We start from the raw sequence: 19,131 nt of genomic DNA, 5'->3' as shown, positions 1-19,131 counted from the left end.
GCACCTCTAAGGCTTGTAGCTGTAGGAAATCGAACAAAAAGAGGCTGGGACAAAAGTCCTAGCCTCTTAACTGTTTTTGGATTGTCGAGCAAGACGCAGTGGTTGAGTAGGCTCTACTACGCTAATTTCATTAGCTTTTACAGCCCTACTCAACTGTGCGGAGGTGAGACGACGAAATCGAATTCTAACGAATTACCGATTTCTGTCCCACTCTCTTTTTGTTTCATTTAATCAATTTTCGCAACATTGAGAAGCAGAGAGCTAATCAAAACAGACAAAGAACTAAGGGCCATGGCAAGACCTGCTAGTTCTGGATTGAGGGTCAATCCCAGTCCTACAAAGACTCCAGCAGCAATTGGAAGCCCAAGGAGATTGTAGATAGAGGCCCAGAAGAGATTGAGTAAAATCCTGCGGAAGGTCTTTTGACTCATGTCAAAGGCGCGCACAACGCCAAGCAAATCATTTTGCGTGAGCACGATGCCACCGGACTCGATCGCAATATCCGTTCCAGATCCCATAGCGATCCCCACATCCGCGATCGAGAGAGCTGGAGCATCATTGATCCCATCTCCAACAAAGGCGACCTTGCTAGTTTCTTGCAGTTTTTGGATGGCGCTAGCTTTTTCTTGAGGAAGGACATCAGCAATGACGGTGTCAATTCCCACTTGCTTAGCAATAGCTTGGGCCACCCGTTCATTATCCCCCGTTAACATGACCGTTTTCAAGCCCCGTTCTTTGAGCTTTTTGATCGCTTCTTTTGAGCTGGCCTTCGGAGCATCTTGAATGGCAATCAAGCCAATCACTTGCCCATCCACAGACAAACTGATCACTGTTTTGGCCTGTTCTTGCAACTCTACCATCCGTTTTTCAAGCTCCGGATCCATCGCTGTCCCGTCATGAAGTTTACCATTTCCCAAGGTCACCAACTGCTGGTCGATCTGACCTTGGACCCCTTTTCCTTCAATCGCTTGGAAGTTTTCCACAGGGGATAACACCAAACCTTTTTCTTCTGCTTGGGATAACACCGCTTGGGCTAGTGGATGTTCTGAAAAAGTTTCAAGACTAGCAGCCAGTGTCAAGACACGCGCTTCATCTCCTACAACATCGGTTACAAGTGGTTGACCAATAGTAATAGTCCCTGTCTTATCAAACACAACGGTTTGAATCTTTTGCACTTCTTGAAGAACTGTTCCATTTTTAATCAGAACCCCCATCTTGGCACTACGGCCGGTTCCGACCATCAGGGCTGTTGGGGTTGCTAAACCAAGGGCACAAGGACAGGCAATAATGAGGACAGAGACTGCATAGAGCATGGCCTCTTGAAGCGACGCGCCCAGAAGCACGGACCAAACCCAGAAAGTCGCAATGGCCAAAATCGTCACCACTGGAACAAAGATACCTGAAATCTTATCCGTCAAATCTTGAATAGGAGCACGACTGGATTGGGCCATTTTGACAAAGTCCACAATTTGAGATAAGAGGGTCTCACTACCGACTTTTTCAGCCTTAAAGAGAATGGTCCCATTGCTGTTGATAGTGGAGCCGATCACTGCATCACCAACTGATTTTTCCACAGGCAAGCTTTCACCTGTCACCATCGACTCATCAATGGTCGTACTTCCTTCTACAATCGTCCCATCAACCGCGATCTTTTCCCCAGGACGGACCCGAATCAAGTCACCAATTTGGATATCTTCTGCCGCCACCTCGACATAGTTCCCATCACGGAGAACTTGAGCTGTTTTTGCCTGCAAATCCAACAACTTTTCCACAGCCTCGGAGGCATTGTTACGCATCCGTTCTTCAAAGATTTGTCCTAAGAGGATAAAGAAGATGATAAAACCCGCAGCCTCAAAGTATACTGGCTGACCAGTAAAAAGGGCAAATACACTATAGACATAGGCTACTAGGGTTCCAAGAGCTACCAAGGTATCCATATTGGAATGGTGCTTCTTAAATGAGGCCCAGGCACTCTTGATAAAAGGAACTCCTGCTACCAACATGATCGGCGTTGTCGCTAGAAAGTTTCCCCAGCGATTGACTGGATGGGAGACAAGTCCTGCCCACATCCCGATCATCAAGATTAATAAAGGAAGGGTAAAGATACTAGTAATCCAAAAGCGATCCCGTAAACTTAAGACACGACGGCGTTTTTCCACAACCGTGTAGGAACCCTTTTGCATCTTCATTCCACATGAAAACTCGAAGTCCCCTGTTTCTGTCGGGGTAAAGGATATCACCTTATCCACACCGACTTCCAAAGGCTCTAAAATCCCCTGATCTTCAAACAAAATTTCCTTGTAACAGCCGGAAGGATTGACCCGATGGAAGGTGATTTCAGCAGGGATCCCTTTTTGAAGTTGAAATTCTTTGGGACTATAGCCCTTTTCTGCTGTAATACGGATCTTTTGCACTCCGTTTTCCACAACTGCTTTTTGTTTTTCTACCATACCTAACTCCTTTATTCCACAATCATTTGACCATGCATCATGTTCATTCCACATGAAAACCCATATTCGCCCGCTTTTTCTGGCGTAATTTCAATGACATGTTTTTCACCTAAAGGCAAATCTTCATGAACGCCAAAGTCTGGAAAGATCACTTGAGCCAGACATGAAGATGGATCCTTGCGATTAAAGATGATCCGGGCTGGAACATTCTTTTTCAGGACAATGGTTTCAGGCGAATAGCCCCCCATGACTTCGACTTCAATTTCTTGATAACCTGATTTCTGACGAGCGTGGCCGCTTACCTTTTCATGCTCTGCAAAGAACCACCAAGCAATAAAAGCAACCCCAAGTAAACAAACAATACTAATTAACAATCCAAACATGGAATTTCCTTCTTTCTATTACATACAATTGCAAGGGACTGTTTCGACAGCCTCTGCTTTCTTTTCTTCGAGGACCTGCTGCAGCTGATTAAGATCTGCAAGCGTAAAGTCACTCTCCTGAATCAAGTTTTCAAGCACCTGGACAATTCTTTTTGAGCAAACCTTGTCTTTCACATCCTCAACCACCAAGTCTAAACCCTGGTCCTGCTTCAACAAAGCCGAGTAAACAAAGGCTTTGCCTGATTTTTCTCTAGTCAAACATCCTTTCTCCACCAAGCGGGTCAAGAGAGTCTTGATGGTCGACTTCGACCAGTCAAAGCGCTCGGACAAGACGGCGATCAAATCCGTGCTGGTTTGCTTGCCTTCCATCCAGATAATCTTCATGATGCGCCATTCCGCATTGGAAATTTGCATGGCTTCTCCTTTCTAAATCTACATTTGTAAATCTTATGATGCTATTTTACACCTAAGATTTACATTTGTCAACAAAAAGTTTTAAAAAAAACAAATCTTCCTTTGAAAATTTGTCTAGTTGGGCTTTTTTCACTCCCTATTTTTATCTCTATAATATCTCCTGCAAAGCTTGAGCTAGGATGCGATACCCGGCCACACTTAGATGGAGGCCATCTGTCGTATAGGCTTCTGCTAACTGCCCCACTTCATCCAATAAAGACGAATACACATCGACATAGCTGACCTGGTGGTAGGCTTGGGCCAATTCTTGATAGGCCTGATTGAGGGCCTGAATGTTTTCATTGGTCCGGACATAGACCTTTTGCTTGTAGCGCTCTTCTTGACTCACCGGTAAAACCGAGATCAGGTTGATGTGGGTCAGCGGAAAATCCCGCATGATTGCTTGTAAGACCGATTCTATATTGTCTAAGGTTTCCTTTTGTGGAATTTCTTTTCCGATATCATTGGTCCCGATCAAGAGAAAGATCTGATCCACCGTCGTCCCAAAGACATGGGCATCTAGATGCTTACGAAGGAGATCCGTCTTATAGCCTCGCACTCCTCGATTGACCATGTGCTTAGGACTTTGTAATAGTTCATGAATAGGAAAATACTCCATGATAGAGTCCCCGATAAAGATCAAACCAGGCTCCTTCAGAGGGGCTTGATTGAGCTCCCGATAGGTTGTTAAAATTTTCTCCTGCTCCTTTAAGAGCCAGTCTTCTAACAGTTGTACCGCCATCTACTTCTTTCCTTTCACTTGTTCCCAGAGGGTCAGTCCTAGATACTCTTCGATCACTTGGTAGACACCGCCTTCTTGATGGCTCGGCGCTAGGTGTTTGGCAACAGCCTTGACAGCTTCTTCTGCATTGGCCACAGCATAGGAGTGACCAGCCATTTCAAGCATTTCGATGTCGTTTCCGCTATCCCCAAAGGCCATGACCTGACTAGCATCGAGCTGCCATTTCTCCATTAATTGAGCCAGTCCCCAAGCCTTGTGAATACCTGCTTGTAAGAGATCCATGCTCCCAAAACCGCTCGAAACCGCCATGAGCTGATCTCCAAAAGCCTGTTGGACTTCCCGACTCACTTGATCAAGACGATCCAAGCCAACCACCAAGCTCATTTTAAGCACCTGGTCAAACAAATCGGCTGTCAATTCCGGAACAAACTTCATTCGCTTGTACAAGGCTTCAATCACTTCCGGCTGCATGAATTTTTCAACTTCTGTAAAGACCGTGCCTTCCTTGACAAAGCCACCATTGACAGCTGATACAACCAACTGATCTGAAATTTCCCGGCCCTTAAAATAAGCAAGAACCGCCTCCACCAATTCCCGATCCCAGAATTTTCCTAGAACCATCTGGTCATTCTCAAAAATCCGAGCTCCATTGGCGACGACCAGGGTCACCCGCTTGACCAAGGGACCCAAGAGCTGGCGCATGCGATGGATTTCATTTCCCGTCGCAATGACAAAGCGAATCCCTTTTTGATCCAAGTGGTCCAAAAGCCTTTCCAGACGCGGAAGGTCCACCTCTCCTCGTTCATCTAATAAGGTTCCATCCATATCTGTTGCAATCAACTTAATCATACAATCTAACCTTTTCCCTTTCATAGGGTGCAAACTATCTGTTCCCATTATACCACAGATCAAGCAAGTCAAAACCACCCGTGAAAACAGGTGGTTTACTTTTAGTCTGAAAGTTGCTACTAAAGACCAAGTGATATCATAAATATAATCCCTTTTCTACACTTTCCTGAACCAACTCTTCCGTCAGTTTCCATAACGCTTTGGACTCATTTTTTATAAATTTTTTCTTTTCTAATACCATCTCTGAACGGATATGATCGGGATTATAATTTACTTCTGACACTTCCAAGTGATTGATCAGTGGTACCAAAGCGTCAATCACTCTTGCATATCTTGCCTCAGGACTCTGTCCTTTTTCAAACTCCAACCACAAATTTTTCATATTCAAATAGGTTGCTTCTGGAAGGAGGCTCATTGTTTTTTCTATAGATGCTAGCTCTCTATCATGAGCATGAACCTTTTTTTCATCATCAAACACCCAAGTATCTCCGGCATAAATCTCACCTAAATCATGAATCAATAACAGAAACATGACCTTTTCCATATTCAATTTTTCAGGATAATAATCTTGCAAAACCATCGCAGCTATCGCACCCTGCCAGGAATGCTCGGCACTATTTTCAAACCGTCCATCAAGGGTTCTATTAAACCTTGTTACTGACTTTAATTTCTCGATTTCTTTAATAAAATCAACTGTCTGATTCAAATCACTCATGGCGACTCCAACCTCCCTATTCGAAATTACGACTATCATACCAAAAATCAGGTTTTCCATAAATGAATTCCCGTATTTGCAAAAAGAAAATGTCCCTCCTTTTCCAAGTTCTTCCTTTTTTCTAACAAGAGCAAGAAAAAAGCTAACCGATCCTGACCGGTTAGCTCAGAAGGAAGCTCCATTTTGACAGTGGAGCTTACTAAAATAGGAATCGTTTTTGGCAACACAAACCAGTTTAGGATTATTCACTGCTCGTTCTTCAAATTAAAGTCTCTATCAATTGACCCTCTTTTAAAGCAACGACGGTTGAACAAATCGCTTCAATTAACGACTGATTATGACTAATAAAGACTATCGTCATATTTGTTTCCTCTTGAACTTTTTGCAAAACTTGTATCACTTTTTCCTGATTCGCATCATCTAGCGAACTCGTTATTTCATCACAAATCAAGCACTCTGGTTGTGCGAATATTGCCCTTGCAATGGCACACCTTTGACATTGCCCTCCGGATAATTGATGAGGATATTTTTCTAACCAATCCAATTCTAACTCGAGATTTGTAAATAATTCCTGTATCATTCGAATCCGTTCTGAACGATCCTTTATTTTTCGAATAAATCTTAATGGTTCTTCTAAGCTTTTCAATATCGTTTGATTCGGATTAAAAGATAATAAACTATTTTGGAATAAATATTGAACTCTTCGATAATAGCTTTGTTTTTCTTGAGCCAATACTTCTCTTAATTCTTTTCCTTCAATCAGAATATGGCCTTCATATGGAATAAAGCCAGATAAAATCCTTGCAAGAGTTGTTTTCCCAGCTCCTGAATGTCCGATGATTCCTGTTACTTCATATTTTGGAATATCAACTGTAAGATTTTTAAGAATCACATTCTCATCTTTATAATGGCTTGTTACATGTTTCAATTGGAAAAATGTTTCTTTTTTCTCATTCGATAATCGATTAAAATTGAATTTCTTATGAGAATCTTCCTTCTGTGCGACTAATTCCCCCTCTTCTAAAGTCAACACTTTTGTACAAAATTTATACGCTAACTCTCGTTGATGAGTCACCATAATCGTTGCTGTACGATATTGCTTTGCAAGATGAACAATTAATTGCATCATTTCCATTTGCAATGGAACGTCTAAAGCACTAAAGGGTTCATCCGCAATGATTAATTTCGGATGATTGATAAACGCCATTGCAATCATTACTCTTTGCAACATTCCTCCAGATAATTCATGAGGATATAATTGTAATACTTTTTCTTCTAATTGAACCATTTTCAGTGCTTCAATTATTTTTTGAGGATTGGCTTCTAGCATTATTTCTTCCAACTGTTGTCCAATTGTAAATAAGGGATCTATGCTATGTTGTCCATTTTGAAAAATGATGCCAATATCTTGTCGTAAATATTCTCTTCTCTTTTTACTAGATAAGGTCAACCAGTTTTCTTCTAAAAACTTCATTTCACTCGCATTCATCATGACCTTTTGATGAATATTCCCAAGTAAACATTCTAAAAAAGTCGATTTTCCAATACCGGACTCGCCAATTATCCCGATGACTTCTCCTTCTTTAATAGAAAAGTCTAAATTTTTGAGAATTACTTCCTGTCCGTATGAGGCGTTTAATTGTTTGACTTCAAAAATAGTCTTTTCCATTAGTCTTTTACCAATTTATTCGTAACTTGATAGATATCAGACGGAGATAGTTCAAAATGATGAATAGAATTGTTCATTGCTGCATGTAAGTTGACAAATCCAATGTAATAAACAACTGCTTCGTCTTTCGCATAGTCTTGAATTTTTGCTACTTCACTAGGTAGTTTATCCGCATCTTCTTCATGAGCTAAGGCAGAAATTTTTTCATCTAACCATTGATCTGAATTTTTCACATAATTCAATGCCCCATCACTCGATAAAGCTGCATTTAGGAAGTAATAAGGATCTCCCGTTGCCAATGTTAATGAGGAAGCTAATGCAATGTCATAATCTAATTGATTAAATCCATCGACAGTTTCTTGAATATCAATTTTCAAATCAATCCCTACTTTTTTCAATTGTTGTTGCAAAGCTGTAGCAATTTTTTCATTGGCTAATCTCTTATATGTTTTTAGAACAATTTGTAATGGTTCATTTTGTGCATTAACTAGAATACCATCTGCATTTTTCGTTTTATAGCCGGCTTCTTCTAATAATTTTTTCGTCATTTCTGGTTGGTATTGTTTATTAGCAAAAGTACCACTTGAATAAATACTTGAATCTAAAAAGGCACCATCTGCAGGAGTTACATGACCTTTTAAGAAATCTTGTGTCAATTCTTTTTTATCAATCGCATATAAAATAGCTTGACGAACTTTTTTATCTTGCAATCTTGCTTTATTCAATTCTAAATGATAGGTTCTTGTACTTGATTGATTATACACTTGTACGGAAGAATCTTTCTTTAATGAATCCGCTACATCATCATTTAAATCTACTCCACCATCTACTTCTTTTGATTTAATCGCTAATTCCAATGTTTTTTGATCCGGAATTAATTGATAATGAACTTCCTTAATGGAAGCATTGCCACCCCAATAATGAGTCGAAGCCGTTAATGAAATGGAATCATTTGGTTTAAATTCTTTCACCTCATAAGGGCCTGTTCCTACAATTTTATCCTTGCTTGTTACATCTACAATGGCCGTTTTTGAATCCACTAATTCATGAATAAATTGAGGACTTGGTTTTTCAGTATGAACTGTAAAAGTTTGTGAATTATTCGCTGTATAAGTAGCTGTTTTAAAAATTTCACCTTCCTTATGATTTTCTCCTACTCTTTTCAGGCTAGCAATGACTGCATCACTATTAACAGGATTTCCATTTGAAAATTTTACATTTTCTTTTAAATGAATTTCCCATGTTTGATCATCAATCTTCTTATAAGAGGATGCTAACCAAGGTTCTACATGAAAGTCATTTGTTAAACGAAATAAGGTTTCGCCAATCCCAAAACGAATGGTAAACCAGCCTTCCCAATCTTTTGCTGGATCAATCCCTGCTGTAAATTGAGGATCCCCAATTTTCAAAATTGAATTTTGGCTACCTTTTTGTTGTTGAGATGTTGGATGTACAGGTGCGCATCCAACTAATACTGCTGCTGCAATGATGCATAACAAATTTTTTAATTTCATATTTTCCTCTCTTTCGTCTGTTGAATCCAATGATGAATTCCGTTAAACATAATAATCGTTAGCGTAATCGCAAGTCCTGGAGCAATCATTAACCATGGCGCTTGTTCAAACGATAATCTTCCCTCATTTAACATAGCTCCCCATTCTGGTTGAGGGACTTTCACTCCTATTCCTAAAAAAGATAAGGTTGCTAAACTTAAGATCGTACTTGAAATATTGACGATCATATACGTCACTAATGGTCGTTGAATATTTTTTAAAATCGTCATCAGCCGATACCACAATGGAGCTCCTTGCATATACATCACTGTGACATATTCTCGAACTTTAATTTTACGAATTTCTCCTCTTGTTAATTTGGCATAATAAGGTAAATAACTAATGACAAGAGCAATGATCCCATTTCTTAACCCTCCACCTAATACTCCAGCTACCGTAATAGCTATGAGTAAACTAGGAATGGCTAACAAAATATCAATGATACTCGTTATGATTCTATCAATCCGCTCACCAAATATCCCTGCTAATCCTCCTAAAAGAATTCCTCCTAAATAAGATAAACCAACAATGAAGAGAGAAGCTCCAATCGAATATCTAGCTCCTACAATCACTCGAATAAAAATATCTCGACCAAAATCATCCGTACCAAACCAATGACTAGCATTTGGTGGACTTAACACAGCATTGGCATTCATCGTCTCATAGTTTAAAAATAATGTACTCCATAATAGTAATACAAATACTAAAACAATCATGCCAATTTTCCATTTTCTCTTATTTGTCATGACAAGTCACCGCCTTTAATACGGGTATCTGTCCTATTTTGTATTCCGTCAGAAATTTGAGTGAGCACTAAATATAAAAAGCTAATAGAAACTACAATCATTTGTACGAGTGGATAGTCTCTCGAACGAATACTATCCATTAATAACTTCCCAATTCCTGGCCAATAAAAAATGGTTTCTACTACAACGACACCCGCCATTAAAGAACCAAACGATAATAAGATAATGGTCACCATCGTAGGCAATATATTTTTCAATAAATGTCGTTGAAAGATTTTTGACTCTTCTATTCCACGGTAATAAAGCACTTTAACATATTCCTGTTGTAATTCTTGTTCTAACAAGACCGAAAATTGTTGAATAAATTTTGCACTCATTGGAATAACAAGCGTCGTAACCGGTAATATTAAACCACTCCCCCCTTGTTTAGCTAGTAAAGGAACCCATCTTAATTGAACGCTAAATACATACATTAAGAAATAACCAATCACGAAAGACGGTAATGACATGTTGAAAAACAGAACCAATTGAAAGAGTGACTTTACAATCCGATTGTGACATCGTACAAAAAATATAGACAAGGGGATGGAAATTCCTAGTGAAACCATTAATGTTATCACTGCCAATTGAACCGTATTCATAACGGCTGGAATCATTAAATTCTTAGTCGGGATATCTGATATTAAGCTCTTTCCAAAATCTCCTTGAAGAAATTTAAGGAGCCAATTTCCATATTGTACAAGTAAGGGTTGATTCAGTCCCATTTCCTCACGCATGAGTGCAAGAGCTTCTGTAGAGACACGACCCGTTCCAACTGACATTTTGACAGAAGCAGGATCACTAGGAGCTATATGAATGAGTAAAAATACAAAAAATGAAATGGCAACAAAAAGTATAAATATGGTTAAAATTCTTTTCATTACTTTAAACAATTATTTCCACTCCTTACTTTTTAGCACATAGTAAGAATAAAGGTGTTGGATTATAAAATTCATCTTTTTCTAGATAAATCCTTTGGCTAATAGATCGATCAATTTGCAGAGAGTCAACTTCTTGATTTAATAAATATTGTACATCCCATTGAGGTCGTACTTCACTAGAAATGGATAAACTTCTTTGAATCAGTTCGCATTCTGTTAAAGTATCTTGACTTAAATGATGATGAGCATGATGCTGTGGTAAATGACTCGTATCCGTCATACTAGAAGCACCATAATTTCCATCAATATTAATAAGTAACCCACCTTTTTTTAATACTCGAAGCCATTCACGATAAGCTTTCGGAACATCTGGTAATGTCCAAGTAACATTTCTTGCAATCACTATATCAAAGCTTGCATCCGCAAATGCTAGATTTTGAGCATCCATAGTTAAAAATTGTGCATCGAACTTTTCCTGTTTAGCAAAAACAGTAGCTAAATGGATCATTTCCTTTGTTAAATCAATTCCGATTACTTCATGTCCCATCTGACTTAAAATTCCTGTAAAGAATCCTGTTCCACAACCAATATCTAAAATTTTTAACAGTTTCTTTTGTGGTAAATATTTTTCAAATTCTGTAATCCATCTATCTTTTAAGGGACTATGAAACTCTCTTGTTCGTTGTTCTAAAAAAGAAGAACTTCGATTTGTCCAATAATTTTCAACTCGTTCATGCATGGTTTGTTCCATGGCCTTCACTTATCCCCCTTTACGATTTTGATACAAAACATCGGTGTTGCTCCATAATTTAATTGTTCTTCATAATCCCACACTAAATCCCCAAAATTTTCTTCCGTTTCTACTGAGATCCCTTCCAGTGAAGAAAAATAGTCTATATCCCATTGTGGTCTTTGTTGATAGGTCAAAGGTAATTGCTGAACAATCCAATCCATTTTTTCCTCATCAATCCCTTCACCTTGCCAATAATCTTCTAACTTCTCTTCAACAGCTTTTTGGCGTTTTTTTTCAAATTCTTTTTCTAATGATTCATTTTGAAGAAACGCATACCAGTTTGCGTCAAAAATCAATAAGGTTCCATTTGGTTTCAAGACTTTTAACCACTCTGAATAAGCTTGTTGTGGTTTTTCTAGATTCCAAGTTAAATTTCGACTAACAATGATATCAAAACTTTCTGGTTTAAAATCTAAATTTTGGGCATCCATTTTCATGAGTTGGATGCTTGAATGGCCTTTGCCATATTTTTGAATATTCTCTTTGGCAACTTCTAGCATGTTATTGGAAACATCAATACCAGTTATAGTTGTATAACCTAATTCTTCTAAAATAATTGTGAAAAACCCAGGGCCTGTTCCTATATCTAACACTTTAACATTTTGGTTAGCTGGTAACAATCGTTGCAATTGTTGTTTCCAACTTTCTCTTTGAGTTCCTTCTAATTCTTTTTCATTCACTTTAGAATAGCCTGTGTACCGATGATTCCAATAGTTTTGTATTTCTTCTAACAGGTTCACATTTGTTACTCCCTTTTCAACTCGCTTATTTAATTTCTGTTACAAGTTTACCAAAGAATGCTTGAATTAATGTTAACAAATCATCACATCGAAAATGATTTTTTTAAGGAAACATATGTTAACAAAAAAGAATTCCAGATGACATCCGAAATTCTTCCCCCAAAATTCATAGCTTGATGCAATTTAAGAATCTGTTGCAATTAGTTGGATTATAACCTTTCACCCTTCACCTTAGAAATGAATCCAATCTTTCATCCTTTCTTTTATTTTATCCTATTTAAGGGAAATCCCCTCCTTTTTGGAATACTTCCATTTTTCTAACAAGACTACAAGGGCAATTAAAAAAGCTAACCGATCCTTACCGGTTAGCTTCTCTTTTTTACCCAACAAAAGCCCAAATAATGGCAATCAACACTGCTGGAAGGAGGTTGGCGACCTTGATTCGTTTGCCCCAGATGAGGTTGATCCCAACACAGAGAATGAGACTGGAGCCAACCAGTGAGAGATTCGAAAGAGCTTGTGGGGTCATGATCGGTGCGATCAAATGGGCCAAAAGCGTGATCAAGCCCTGAAGGATCATGAGTGGGACTACCGCAAAGATCGCACCCTTTCCTTTCGAAACGGTCAAAACTAAAACGATGACCATATCCAGAATAGCCTTAGCCAACAAGGTCGAAGTGTCACCTGTCAAGCCATCCTGGACAGCTCCGACCACCGCCATAGCTCCGATACAGATGGTCAGGGCCGTGGTCATAAAGGCATCGACAAAGCTGGTATCACCTTGATTGCCCGTCTTTTCCTTCAGCCATGTCCCGAGGTGCTCCAAGCCCTCTTCAATCTTCAAAAGCTCTCCAAGCACCGTCCCAAGCACTAGACTCAGAATCAACATCATACTGCCGTGACTTTCCACATGACTTCCATGCACCACCAGCATCTTTTCCAAGGTCCCCGCGATGCCCAAGACAAAGACAGCAACTCCTGTCACTTTCAGAAGAGTCTCATGAAAATCTTCTGACAAACGTTGGCCGATGAGCAGTCCTAAAAGCCCACCAAATACAACTCCTAAGGCATTATAGAAGGTTCCTAAACCGATCATTTACAAATTCCTTCGTTCATTTTCGTTCATTTTCATTCCTTTTCAATTTCTTTCAAAGACCAGTGTCCCGTCTCTTCATACTGGTCAATCAAGTCCTTGGCTGTTTGCGTAATCTCCTCTGGATAATGCAGGCTTTCTAGAGTATTGACCGCATTCTTGGTTACTGCTGATCCTGGCTTGATCTGGTAGTCAAAGACAATCTTGCCATCCACATAGCGACTGTCAAAATGGTAATTATCATTAACCTCACCAGAGGCTGCGACCAGCTCAATATCGTGACTGGAAATCATGTAGAGGCAGTTTTGGGCAGCCAACCAGCGGACAATCCCAAGACCTGATCCGATCCGCTCGATGGTATTGGTCCCCTTAAAGAGCTCGTCAATAAAGAAGTAGTGAAAGCCAGACTTCTTCAGATGCTGAATCATACGTAAAATAGCTTTACTTTCAGTGATGAAGTAACTATCTCCAACTTCAATGTCATCGCTCACATCCATAGCCGTTAGCACATGACCATAGGGAAGGGCTAATTTTTCTCCATAGGCAAAGCCTAATCCTTGAGCCAGAATGGCATTGATGGCGACAGTTTTAAGGTAGGTCGATTTCCCGGAGGCATTGTCCCCACTGATGACCATATTTTTCTGAAAATGCACATCATTCGCAATCGGATTGGACAGCAAGGGATGATAGAGCGTCTCGCCCTCAATGCCACCTGTCTCCATAAAGACCGGCTCACAGACCACTTCTAGATCCCGCTTATGGCGCAAGAGACTAATGGCGACTTCCATCTCTCCAAGGAGATCCAGAAGCTTCTGGGCCTCTTTTTGATGAGCCTTCACCTGATTGTAAATATAAACCTGAGCGATCTGCGGGAGTAAAAAGAGGACGTTGAGGTAGAGGAGAATAATTTCCATTTCCGAAGTCCCCGTTGGACTCTGCAAGACACTGGCAAGGATCCGCGTTTTCTTAAAGGGTTTGACCGCTTGCTTCAATTCTTCTTGTTGTGGCAAGGCTAGATGGCTCAAGCGTTCTGCCGAAGCAAAGATGCGGACCAAATAGCTAACATTGTCCAGACGGATTTTATTGGACCAATTGCGCAAACTCGAAAAGACAATATTAAAGACCACACTGATAACCAAGAGGGTAATGGCACCGACTGGCTCAAAGGGGATGGCAAAGAGACAGACAATAGGAAGACAGGCCAAGGCTAGATAGAGGGGTAAACCTGCATAATGCTTGCCGGGATTTGCGACAATGCTCCGCGCCATGTTGTGGTTCTTCTTGCCCAGTTGGTTGAAAATGACCTGGACCTTGAGGCGCAAATCAGGATGCTCTTCAAAGAAGGCTTCTAAGTCATGAAGCTGGTCCTGAGGCTGGAATTCCAGCAGGCGCATCTTTTGATAGAGAGCCTCTGCTCCAAGGCTCGATTGGGTATAGTTGAGCTGATCAAAGACCGCATCCAAAGCCAAATCATGCCAGGTCTGATCATCCACTTGGCTATCGATCGTCTTTCCCTTAGCTGGATAAGCCAGACTATCTATCAAACTTTCTTCTGTGTCTTTCTTGCGAAAGAAAGGCGCTCCATCCCAAGCCTTCTTCAGCTTTTGCTTGAGGCGGATGGCTGTAAGAAATTTGGTTGCCCAAATCACCACGATCAATCCTAGGATCCCAAGCGGGATCCAGTTCACATTTCCTTCCATGCTCTATTCCTTTCCACTCTGAGGCCAGTCCAAGTGGACATGTTCCTTCATTTCTCGGTATGCCGTGTCCACTCTCTCCTTGGTCTCCTCATCCAGCTTGTCGCGGTATTTGCCACCCTGGATAAAATCTTCCAAAATATAGGTCTGGTACTTGTACAAGTCATAGCCTTCAGGAGAATAGGTTCCCTTCGGAGTCCGACTAACCCAGGTTGGATGAGCAGTAGCCGTCTTAATCCGTGTCTTGCGGCCAATCTTTTCGATGGTCACATCCATCAAGACTCCTCGTTCTGTCCATTGAGCTGTCTCCACGTCCCCCATGGTTTCCAGACGCTGATTGGACAGAAAATTCCCCATTGAGTAGATGATAAGCTTGTTTTGACCATCTTTATTGACCACTTCAGCAGGCTCTACAACATGGGGATGCCCGCCAAAGACGATATCAGCTCCCCAAGAAACCATCTTGTGATAGAGTTCTTTTTGCTCTTCTGTCGGCTCCAATTGGTACTCAATTCCCATTTGGGGCATGACAATGGTGATATCGGCCTCTTGCTCCGCCTTTTGGATCTCCGCCTTCATCCGCTCTTCATCCAGATCAGACAAGACATCTGCTTGCTCCTCTGGAGTAAGGGTCGTTTCCATTCCATTAAACCCATAAGCGTAGGCTAGAATAGCAATCTTGATGCCATTCACTTCCTTGATCACCAAGGGGGCCTGGCCTCTCTTTTCATGCGTGTAGACACCGACAGGGGTGATGCCTACATCTTCAAAGGCTTTGGCTGTCGAATAGACCCCTTCTAGACCTGAATCCAGGATGTGGTTGTGTCCCAAATCCATGACATCATAACCAGCATCCTTGATGGCTGGTACGACTTCGCTCGGCGCATTAAAAAGAGGATATCCTGACAAATAATAATTGGGGTTAATGGTTCCCTCAAAATCACCCAAGGCTAGATCCGCCTTTTGTAGCCAGGGTTTGACATACTCATAATTTTCATGAAAATCATAAGTCCCATCTTCTTTTTGCGCGCTCATATAGACCAGATCATGATAGAGCTGATCTCCATTAGCCATGATCCGAGCTGTATGAGGAATCTGATCAGCCGGTGTCTTGGCCTTGTACACAACCTCTGGCCGTTCGGTTGCGGTGATCGGAAAGCCTTGGAACTTTTGCACCCACAAGATAGCATTGGCCACGATAAAAACGACTGACAAGAGCACATAGACAAACTGTTCATTGGTCAGCTGAATCCTTGAAAAAAGACGATCAAAAGCCCAGTCAAAGGCCGCCGATAGTTCTTTTCCCATCGTTTTGATGGTCCCTTTCACATTCTCCCACTTCTCTAACATTCCTACCTCTTCTTCCTACCTCAACAGATTGAGCTGTCATTGAAATACTTTCTCTTCATTGTATCACAAATTTCCAGAGGAGAAAAAAGTTCTGCAAAACAGAACTTTCAAATGACTAATTACTTGAAACAATAGCTTCGTCACACCAAAAAATGCCAGTAGATATAATTGTAGACGAATATCCAAATTGGTTTCCAGTAAGGTAAAAAATTGTAAAAAGCATGTAAGAGAATAACCAATCGTATATCCCTGTGTTTTTTATAAATTTCTGCTAAGAATACCCCTCCAACAAAAAAGAGCAGGAAGGAGATCGGATCGCGAAACACAAACACTAGATGAAGCACTGAAAAAAACAGAGCTGATACTAATACATCTAAGTGCAAGCGACTATGTTTAAAAAAGACATTCATCATGTAAGCACGACAAGTCAATTCTTCCAAAATTGGACCAGTCATAATAGACTGAACGAATTTCAAAAAAACTACTATACCAGTTCCCTTCAAAAACACTGAATCTGGTAGTCTAGGTAATAAATCATTTGGTGCGGGAACAATATAGTTTTGAAATATTGTAGCAATCCACATCGTCATCATATTTAAAAGGAAAATAAGGAAAAAGTAAATCAGATAAGACCACTTCCATTTTGAAGCGGTAAACGTTATCGGAAGTTTTTCCCGTTTCATCCAGAGGATGATCCCAAGACTCAGAAACACCTCAAGAGCTAGCTGGATACTATAAAAAAAAGTAATACTCCCACTGAATAAAGTTGTAATTTTTATCGCAGCCATTACTACAACAAATAAAGCCATAAAGGAAAAACATAGCAAGGCAATCGTATGTTTCAAATATTTCATAATTTCATCTCTACTTTTTTAATTTGGAATTTCATGAAAATGATATTTATTATAGCATAGATTACCTTTATTGAGAACACTATATTTTAGTTTTTCTTTCGTTTCTGAAATATATAATAGAGTCTTCCGCACCTTATAATGCAGATGGAACCTTTTACATAAACCATCCTTAGTAAACTGTCAGAAAAACTCTTAATGATTGTTACTGATGCAAGCATCTACTGAAACTTTCCGCTGTGAGAAAAGTGCCTGAAACATAATTGTTTCAGGCACACGGGAGTTTTGAAAGTAAAACAGTTCGGGGAACTGTTTTAGCCTGAGCCTAAAAATTGAAAAACGAAGGGGTTCAAAACGAATTGAACACGGGCTGCGGATTGTGTCAAAAAGATAAGTCCTCCTAGAATCGAAAGATTCTGCGTCAAACTTCCTATTTTGACTTTATCCGCAGACGCCCTTTGTATCTTGATTTAGTCATGGAACTTCTTCGAAGTTCGCTGACGTCCGTACTCACCTAAGGAAAGTTTCTAAGATGCTTTTTCTATTATTTCAAAGCATTTAACAAATATCCATAACCTTCTTGCTCCATCTCTTCTTTTGGAATAAAGCGCAACGAGGCCGAATTGATACAATAGCGAAGACCACCCTGGTCTTTTGGTCCATCGGTGAAGACATGGCCTAGATGGGCATTGCCTGAGCGGGAACGAACTTCGATCCGCTCCATCCCGTGGCTATGGTCCTGGTAATAGTGGACGACATCTTTGGCAACGGGACGGGAGAAACTTGGCCAGCCACAGCCAGACGCAAACTTATCCTTGGCAAAAAAGAGAGGCTCCCCCGTCGTAATATCCACATAGATCCCCTCTTCAAAGGTCTGGTCATAGGCATTGTGGAAAGGACGTTCCGTCGCGCTTTCTTGAGTGACTTGGTACTGCTCTGCTGTCAGTTTCGCCTTTAGGATTTCTTGATCTGGCTTCTGATAAGCTGCTGGATCAATCAAGGGCTGCTCAGCATCTGTCACATCGATATGGCAATAGCCTCCAGGATTCTTCTTCAGGTAGTCTTGATGGTAGTCCTCCGCCAAAATATAGTGGCGCAAGGGTTCTAGTTCAACCGCAATTTTGCGTCCCAGTTGCTTCTCTTCTTCTGCAAACACTTGGGCGATCACTTCACGATCTGCCTCGTCTGTATAATAGACACCCGTCCTATATTGGCGGCCTCGATCATTTCCCTGTTTGTTAATGGATAAGGGATCGATCACCCGGAAATAGTAGAGCAGAATCGCTCGTAGAGTGATCTTGTCTGGATCGTAGATAACTTGTACAGTCTCTGCATGATCCGTTTCCTTAATCAGTTGGTAATTGGTCGTTTCTACCTGGCCATTGGCATAGCCCACCGTCGTCTGTTCTACACCGGGGATCCGTGAAAAATATTCCTCCAAGCCCCAAAAACAGCCACCTGCTAAATAAATCTCTGCCATCTTTTTTCCTCACTTCCTGCATTCCCCACAAGGAACGCTTCTCATCTATTAGCTCCATCATAATCCAAGAGCCTCAGATTTTCAAGGATTCTGCATCAAAAATCCCTTCTACTATATGTAAAAGGGATTCAATCCTTCTTATTTTTCAAATAAGAAAAAGAGCGAGTAGTAGAAATTCCAAAACGAAATGCTTAACTGATGTAGAAAATCATGAAGAACTACCATGACCAACACCTCCTCTGAATATCTGTGGACAAACACAAAGCTAGTATCAACTACAAAACCACCGTCGGTCCGTAGACCTGTAACTGAGGCTTCACTACCTCATAATGCCAGTGATCATAAGCTCGCCAAGCTTGAAAGGCTTCTTCGTTCAATGCTAGCCCGCCCAGACCAATCAATAGACTGGCGGTCTGATAAAACTTTTCCAACTCGATCAACAAGCGATTGTCTACCCGCCTAGCCTTTCGTAAACCTTTCAACATCTGCTCCAGATTTTCTCGAAATCGAAAGGCATCTGGACTGGGGGTGAATCCTTTCAAAAAGGCTGTTTGAAGAAGGCTGACCGTCGTCCTTGCCTCTTGAATCACATCCCTTTCTTCCATAGCAATCACCTTCCTTTTCACCTCCATTGTACACCTTTTTCT

At 40.7% G+C, this 19,131-nt stretch carries 18 protein-coding genes; all 18 read right to left on the bottom strand.

Annotated elements, in window-relative coordinates; genetic code table 11:
• Nucleotides 1–227 precede the first annotated feature (227 nt).
• The 18 genes from AC6IZR_RS02220 to AC6IZR_RS02135 all read right to left on the bottom strand — a co-directional run bounded on the left by AC6IZR_RS02220 (nucleotide 228) and on the right by AC6IZR_RS02135 (nucleotide 19,116).
• Nucleotides 228–2,450, bottom strand: coding sequence for a heavy metal translocating P-type ATPase (locus AC6IZR_RS02220; RefSeq protein ID WP_497848692.1), 2,223 nt, complete (start codon nucleotides 2,448–2,450; stop codon nucleotides 228–230).
• An 11-nt stretch (nucleotides 2,451–2,461) separates the two neighbouring features.
• On the bottom strand, nucleotides 2,462–2,833 hold the full coding sequence (locus tag AC6IZR_RS02215; RefSeq protein WP_003013285.1) for a cupredoxin domain-containing protein: 372 nt from the start codon (nucleotides 2,831–2,833) through the stop codon (nucleotides 2,462–2,464).
• 18 nt (nucleotides 2,834–2,851) lie between these two features.
• The gene (locus tag AC6IZR_RS02210; protein WP_003013309.1) at nucleotides 2,852–3,247 is read right to left on the bottom strand and encodes a CopY/TcrY family copper transport repressor; all 396 of its coding nucleotides are present in this window, start codon (nucleotides 3,245–3,247) and stop codon (nucleotides 2,852–2,854) included.
• Nucleotides 3,248–3,395: 148 nt separating this feature from the next.
• Nucleotides 3,396–4,028 (bottom strand): SGNH/GDSL hydrolase family protein, encoded by a 633-nt coding sequence (locus tag AC6IZR_RS02205; RefSeq protein WP_497848691.1) that lies wholly within the window; start codon nucleotides 4,026–4,028, stop codon nucleotides 3,396–3,398.
• Nucleotides 4,029–4,877: a Cof-type HAD-IIB family hydrolase gene (locus AC6IZR_RS02200; protein ID WP_269796134.1), complete on the bottom strand. Its 849-nt coding sequence runs from the start codon at nucleotides 4,875–4,877 to the stop codon at nucleotides 4,029–4,031. It lies immediately after the preceding gene.
• Between the two features lie 136 nt (nucleotides 4,878–5,013).
• Complete coding sequence (locus AC6IZR_RS02195) at nucleotides 5,014–5,592, bottom strand: HD domain-containing protein (RefSeq protein WP_021153850.1); 579 nt, start codon at nucleotides 5,590–5,592, stop codon at nucleotides 5,014–5,016.
• Nucleotides 5,593–5,851: 259 nt separating this feature from the next.
• Nucleotides 5,852–7,261, bottom strand: a complete 1,410-nt coding sequence (locus AC6IZR_RS02190; protein ID WP_497848690.1) for an ABC transporter ATP-binding protein — start codon at nucleotides 7,259–7,261, stop codon at nucleotides 5,852–5,854.
• On the bottom strand, nucleotides 7,261–8,775 hold the full coding sequence (locus AC6IZR_RS02185; RefSeq protein ID WP_049498616.1) for an ABC transporter substrate-binding protein: 1,515 nt from the start codon (nucleotides 8,773–8,775) through the stop codon (nucleotides 7,261–7,263). The genes AC6IZR_RS02190 and AC6IZR_RS02185 overlap by 1 nt, the downstream gene beginning before the upstream one ends.
• A complete protein-coding gene (locus AC6IZR_RS02180; protein WP_021153854.1) occupies nucleotides 8,772–9,560 on the bottom strand; it encodes an ABC transporter permease in 789 nt (262 codons plus the stop codon). The genes AC6IZR_RS02185 and AC6IZR_RS02180 overlap by 4 nt, the downstream gene beginning before the upstream one ends.
• On the bottom strand, nucleotides 9,557–10,492 hold the full coding sequence (locus tag AC6IZR_RS02175) for an ABC transporter permease (protein WP_497848689.1): 936 nt from the start codon (nucleotides 10,490–10,492) through the stop codon (nucleotides 9,557–9,559). The genes AC6IZR_RS02180 and AC6IZR_RS02175 overlap by 4 nt, the downstream gene beginning before the upstream one ends.
• A gap of 13 nt (nucleotides 10,493–10,505) precedes the next feature.
• Complete coding sequence (locus AC6IZR_RS02170) at nucleotides 10,506–11,231, bottom strand: class I SAM-dependent methyltransferase (RefSeq protein ID WP_065426843.1); 726 nt, start codon at nucleotides 11,229–11,231, stop codon at nucleotides 10,506–10,508.
• A 5-nt stretch (nucleotides 11,232–11,236) separates the two neighbouring features.
• On the bottom strand, nucleotides 11,237–12,013 hold the full coding sequence (locus tag AC6IZR_RS02165; RefSeq protein WP_049488973.1) for a class I SAM-dependent methyltransferase: 777 nt from the start codon (nucleotides 12,011–12,013) through the stop codon (nucleotides 11,237–11,239).
• A 379-nt stretch (nucleotides 12,014–12,392) separates the two neighbouring features.
• Nucleotides 12,393–13,109: a DUF554 domain-containing protein gene (locus AC6IZR_RS02160; RefSeq protein WP_497848688.1), complete on the bottom strand. Its 717-nt coding sequence runs from the start codon at nucleotides 13,107–13,109 to the stop codon at nucleotides 12,393–12,395.
• Nucleotides 13,110–13,141: 32 nt separating this feature from the next.
• A complete protein-coding gene (locus AC6IZR_RS02155) occupies nucleotides 13,142–14,806 on the bottom strand; it encodes a MutS-related protein (protein ID WP_497848687.1) in 1,665 nt (554 codons plus the stop codon).
• Between the two features lie 3 nt (nucleotides 14,807–14,809).
• Nucleotides 14,810–16,153, bottom strand: coding sequence for a CapA family protein (locus AC6IZR_RS02150; RefSeq protein ID WP_497848686.1), 1,344 nt, complete (start codon nucleotides 16,151–16,153; stop codon nucleotides 14,810–14,812).
• A gap of 140 nt (nucleotides 16,154–16,293) precedes the next feature.
• Nucleotides 16,294–17,007 (bottom strand): CPBP family intramembrane glutamic endopeptidase, encoded by a 714-nt coding sequence (locus AC6IZR_RS02145; protein ID WP_497848685.1) that lies wholly within the window; start codon nucleotides 17,005–17,007, stop codon nucleotides 16,294–16,296.
• Between the two features lie 541 nt (nucleotides 17,008–17,548).
• Nucleotides 17,549–18,484, bottom strand: a complete 936-nt coding sequence (gene msrB, locus AC6IZR_RS02140; protein WP_201037317.1) for a peptide-methionine (R)-S-oxide reductase MsrB — start codon at nucleotides 18,482–18,484, stop codon at nucleotides 17,549–17,551.
• 275 nt (nucleotides 18,485–18,759) lie between these two features.
• The gene (locus AC6IZR_RS02135; protein ID WP_049514572.1) at nucleotides 18,760–19,116 is read right to left on the bottom strand and encodes a hypothetical protein; all 357 of its coding nucleotides are present in this window, start codon (nucleotides 19,114–19,116) and stop codon (nucleotides 18,760–18,762) included.
• Nucleotides 19,117–19,131: the final 15 nt, after the last annotated feature.

The organism is Streptococcus mobilis, assembly GCF_059727625.1.
The sequence above is the reverse complement of the archived record's forward strand: the minus strand, read 5'-3'. Positions and strand labels throughout refer to the sequence as shown.

Excerpts from the sequence above, each read along its gene's own strand:
- AC6IZR_RS02220 (WP_497848692.1), bottom strand. The coding sequence starts at position 2,450 with ATGGTAGAAAAACAAAAAGCAGTTGTGGAAAACGGAGTGCAAAAGATC.
- AC6IZR_RS02215 (WP_003013285.1), bottom strand. The coding sequence starts at position 2,833 with ATGTTTGGATTGTTAATTAGTATTGTTTGTTTACTTGGGGTTGCTTTT.
- AC6IZR_RS02210 (WP_003013309.1), bottom strand. The coding sequence starts at position 3,247 with ATGCAAATTTCCAATGCGGAATGGCGCATCATGAAGATTATCTGGATG.
- AC6IZR_RS02205 (WP_497848691.1), bottom strand. The coding sequence starts at position 4,028 with ATGGCGGTACAACTGTTAGAAGACTGGCTCTTAAAGGAGCAGGAGAAA.
- AC6IZR_RS02200 (WP_269796134.1), bottom strand. The coding sequence starts at position 4,877 with ATGATTAAGTTGATTGCAACAGATATGGATGGAACCTTATTAGATGAA.
- AC6IZR_RS02195 (WP_021153850.1), bottom strand. The coding sequence starts at position 5,592 with ATGAGTGATTTGAATCAGACAGTTGATTTTATTAAAGAAATCGAGAAA.
- AC6IZR_RS02190 (WP_497848690.1), bottom strand. The coding sequence starts at position 7,261 with ATGGAAAAGACTATTTTTGAAGTCAAACAATTAAACGCCTCATACGGA.
- AC6IZR_RS02185 (WP_049498616.1), bottom strand. The coding sequence starts at position 8,775 with ATGAAATTAAAAAATTTGTTATGCATCATTGCAGCAGCAGTATTAGTT.
- AC6IZR_RS02180 (WP_021153854.1), bottom strand. The coding sequence starts at position 9,560 with ATGACAAATAAGAGAAAATGGAAAATTGGCATGATTGTTTTAGTATTT.
- AC6IZR_RS02170 (WP_065426843.1), bottom strand. The coding sequence starts at position 11,231 with ATGGAACAAACCATGCATGAACGAGTTGAAAATTATTGGACAAATCGA.
- AC6IZR_RS02160 (WP_497848688.1), bottom strand. The coding sequence starts at position 13,109 with ATGATCGGTTTAGGAACCTTCTATAATGCCTTAGGAGTTGTATTTGGT.
- AC6IZR_RS02155 (WP_497848687.1), bottom strand. The coding sequence starts at position 14,806 with ATGGAAGGAAATGTGAACTGGATCCCGCTTGGGATCCTAGGATTGATC.
- AC6IZR_RS02150 (WP_497848686.1), bottom strand. The coding sequence starts at position 16,153 with ATGTTAGAGAAGTGGGAGAATGTGAAAGGGACCATCAAAACGATGGGA.
- AC6IZR_RS02145 (WP_497848685.1), bottom strand. The coding sequence starts at position 17,007 with ATGAAATATTTGAAACATACGATTGCCTTGCTATGTTTTTCCTTTATG.
- msrB (WP_201037317.1), bottom strand. The coding sequence starts at position 18,484 with ATGGCAGAGATTTATTTAGCAGGTGGCTGTTTTTGGGGCTTGGAGGAA.
- AC6IZR_RS02135 (WP_049514572.1), bottom strand. The coding sequence starts at position 19,116 with ATGGAGGTGAAAAGGAAGGTGATTGCTATGGAAGAAAGGGATGTGATT.